Genomic DNA, 3,437 nt, shown 5'->3' with positions numbered 1-3,437 from the left:
CGAATCCGATTCGACTTGCGACGCTAGATAGCGGCAGGCTCATCGGGCGGACCTCTGTAATGCGGTAGCCAATCCGCGGATATCAGCGTGATCCACCGTCGAGACGTACTGCTACGCCGCCCTCAGGAAATTCGAATGGAACCTCTCAGAGAGAACTGAAAACCGATCCCAATTGACAGCGGGAGTCATATCAGCCGTGCCGGCGAGCGCACCAACGGCTCCGCCAGTCTTGCGTGCGCGATGGCGCATTTCGACACGATCGGACTGGCACTTAGGGCACGACGGGATCGCGCCTGATTGGGCGTTGGGTCGGGCATGGTTCTGCTGTCCATGCGGAGGAACGAACCCTTGCTCGAACGGTTCGTCATCGTCGTGCTCGTGCAGGTACGCATCGTCCGGGTCATGCCGATCGCGAGGATGAGGGGGGAAACGCGGTTCACGCATGAGCGGTCGCCTCCCGCCGGATCTTGTCGCCGTACTGGCGCAGGGCGATCGATGTGAGCACGCCGGCCGCGAAGACTAGGCCGAACGAGAGTAAGTATTCAAAAGGAGAAGGATAGGTGGGCATCACGGCTCCCCGGAAGTTCGCCAGCGCGGGATTGAGCGGGCGGAGCAGGCAGGCTGCTGCCGTGCTCGGGGCAGTGATATAAGTCTGAGTTTTAATTCACTCGTGCCACAAGCGGCCGTTCGACCTTATCGCTTGAATCGTCGACACTTTGCAATCTCCTCCTACAGCGCTTCAATGACAACAATCTCGATGTGGGGTGTGAAGTCTGCCAAATTAAACGACAGAGCAGCATCGGGACTCGTTTCTTCCACTTAGACGTAGGAAAGGTCGGTACTGGCTGCGGAGATGTTAATCGGCGCAGTGCTATACATGGCGCAATCATCGTGTCCGGCAACGGTTTTGCTAGCCAGCTCGGTGGGGCCCTCGCCAACTCGATTTCCTAACTGCCTCACGAATCCAGCGGCGTGAACTGGTCCGGATTGGTGAACGCCGTAACGTTGCCAAGGGAGCCTAGAGGTCAGGAAAAATTTCGCTCGATTATTTTTCGTAGCGTGCTACGATGCATTTCATCGAGCAGATGGAGATGGTCGTGAGCTACAGCAACCAAGTATTCGAGTCTAGTCGTTACCATCGCGCGTCCATTTCGCACCATGCGGACAAAGGTGCGCAACAACGCGGCATCGACAAGGCCATTCTGCCGTTGCTGTTGGCGTACGGCCAACGAGAGTTCGACGGCAAGGGTTGTATCCGCTACTTGATGACATCTGATGCGCTTGACATGCTTTGCCGCGCCGTTGTCCGCACGAAGCAAGTGCAGGCGCTCGCTGGCGTCTACGCTGTGGACAGCGTTGAAGACCGGACCGTCCTTACGATTGGCCGCCGCTACAATTGAAGAAGAAAGATTTCGCCATGCCACGACTTGAAACGCCGGCCACACGTGCCTGCTGGCAACTCGCCGACCTTGCGCGTGCCGATGGGGCTTTCGATACCCAGTTATTCGTCCTGACCTGGCTGGCCGCAGGCCGGATGGTCGTGGAAGGGAAAGCCGGTAGCATTTCCACGGTTGACCAACTTACTGACCCACCGGCCTGGCGTGAGCTAGTGGCAGCCGGATTGCCGTCCGAGGCATTCGACCGCATTGCAGCTAAGCGCTCCTCCGTTGCCCATGACGTTGGTCAGCGCGCTGCGGCGGCAGCGATCGTATCGGAATTGGAGCGGGAGCTTGGGCGGCACCGTTGGGATGTTCTCCCGTATATGACCGAGTTAGCGGGGCGACTTGGCGAGGTTGACGGCCTAGTAATACCGGAGATGGCTTCGTTGCTAATGGACATGGTTGATGCGCCTCCAGGTACTGAAGTCTGGATTCCGTTTGACCTCAAAGGGCAGTTGACGGTCGAAGCGTTGCGCCGTGGCTGGCGTGTTCTTGCAGCTTCTCCGTTGTCGTATTGGCAGTTGGCCCGACAACTTCTTTTGACAATTGAAACTGGACAGGGCCAGCCGCCAGTGGTGCGCGACGAGGTCGAGCGCGACACTGCGGGACGTCCGGTAGGGCGTGCAAATTATGCGCTGGTGATGCCGCCCTTTGGCATGCCCATCAAGGGCAGTCCAATGTCGATGTGGGACATCACGGAAACCCGAGCCTACGAGCAGTTCGCTCGCAGCGAGTCCTGGGCTCTGTTTGAGTTTGCGAACCGTGTCGAGAAGCGTGCGGTGTTTGTGACGCCCCAAGGTGTCTTGTTCACTAAGGGACAGGAGCAGCGTCTGCGTGAGTACCTGCTGGGCCGGGTTGGCGAGGGCACCGGCGTCGAGGCTGTTATCTCACTGCCGCCTGGCGTGTTCAAGAACACGGGCATTGCCGGTGCCATTACGGTGCTGGACGCAGGCAGTCGGCCAGACGCTATTTACATGGCCGACCTAGGCAGTGGCCGCCGCTCGCTTCAAGAGGCTGGAGACATTATTTCGGTTGGCCGAGAGGTGGCGCGCGGACACGCCCAGTCGGAGAAAGCCCGAAGCGTGAGCCATGCCGAGATTGAGGCAAACGAATTCAGCTTCGCGCCTTCGCGCTACCTGCGCCGCGTCGCCGACCTCGGTGATGACGCGGTTAAGCTTGGCGACATCTGCGAGGCCATCAGGCCCCCTGCTTCCACTAGGGAAGAAACCCCCTTTGAAGTCACAGAGGTGGGGCTGCCAGACCTGCATCAGTGGCAACCTATCAATCGCGACATAGAAAAGACCGTCTACCTAAAGTCTGCGCCCAAACAAGCAATGCTGGCACAGCCCGGGGACATCGTGATTTCCATAAAGGGCTCGGTCGGGCGGGTCGCACTGATGGGCGCTGCTGCGCAGTACCGGCCAACTGTCGTGTCTCAGAGTTGCCTCGTGCTGCGCCTGGACCCGAAATGGCACGACAAGAACCTGTCGCCGGAAGTCCTTGTCATGTACCTGCGCTCCCCGCATGGCCAGGCGCAGCTTGATGGTCTGCAAGTTGGCGCAGGCGTGCAGCACATCAGTCCGGGAACGCTGATGAGTGCTGTCATGGTGCCACTGCCATCCGAGCAGACCTACATGGAAATCCGGCAAGACTATGACCGGCTTTGCCACCTCGAACACCAAATCGCCAGCTTGGGCGGAGAAATGGCGGACATCTCGCAGCGACGCTGGCCAGAGACGCTCCAATAAACAATTGGTCCGTTTGCTGGCTGTCCCAATTACACCTCATGAACCAACGAACAACCGTGTCGCCAACCGAATCAGTCAGTAACGCGTCTGACACAACAACAGCTATGCAAGGGCAGGTTTGTAGTGGTCAACCAACCCCGGACACTGCGTTAAGTTTTTCTTCCGCAACAGCCGGCGCCAGTCCGTCATTGAACTGATGCGGCCGTATCCAGTTGTACCGATGCATCAGGTAGTGGCTGATATCCCGGTG

Annotated in this window: 3 protein-coding genes and 1 pseudogene; 2 read left to right on the top strand and 2 right to left on the bottom strand. The window is 58.7% G+C overall.

What is annotated here, in order from left to right:
• Window positions 1-436: 436 nt before the first annotated feature.
• On the bottom strand, window positions 437-568 hold the full coding sequence (locus GQ56_RS46890) for a hypothetical protein (RefSeq protein ID WP_265183108.1): 132 nt from the start codon (window positions 566-568) through the stop codon (window positions 437-439).
• Between the two features lie 529 nt (window positions 569-1,097).
• On the opposite strand from GQ56_RS46890, the gene GQ56_RS0106140 reads away from it, so the two are divergent.
• Entirely contained in the window at window positions 1,098-1,400 is a 303-nt protein-coding gene (locus GQ56_RS0106140; protein WP_152601657.1) for a hypothetical protein, read from the top strand.
• Window positions 1,397-3,187: an N-6 DNA methylase gene (locus tag GQ56_RS0106135; protein ID WP_152601656.1), complete on the top strand. Its 1,791-nt coding sequence runs from the start codon at window positions 1,397-1,399 to the stop codon at window positions 3,185-3,187. The genes GQ56_RS0106140 and GQ56_RS0106135 overlap by 4 nt, the downstream gene beginning before the upstream one ends.
• A 127-nt stretch (window positions 3,188-3,314) precedes the next feature.
• Here the strand turns inward: GQ56_RS0106135 and GQ56_RS43970 are convergent.
• Window positions 3,315-3,437, bottom strand: a pseudogene (locus GQ56_RS43970) (IS3 family transposase); the annotation flags it as partial.

The organism is Burkholderia paludis (assembly GCF_000732615.1).
GTDB lineage: Bacteria > Pseudomonadota > Gammaproteobacteria > Burkholderiales > Burkholderiaceae > Burkholderia > Burkholderia paludis.
The sequence above is the reverse complement of the archived record's forward strand: the minus strand, read 5'-3'. Positions and strand labels throughout refer to the sequence as shown.

Coding starts and splice junctions, on each gene's coding strand:
- GQ56_RS46890 (WP_265183108.1), bottom strand. CDS start 568: ATGCCCACCTATCCTTCTCCTTTTGAATACTTACTCTCGTTCGGCCTA.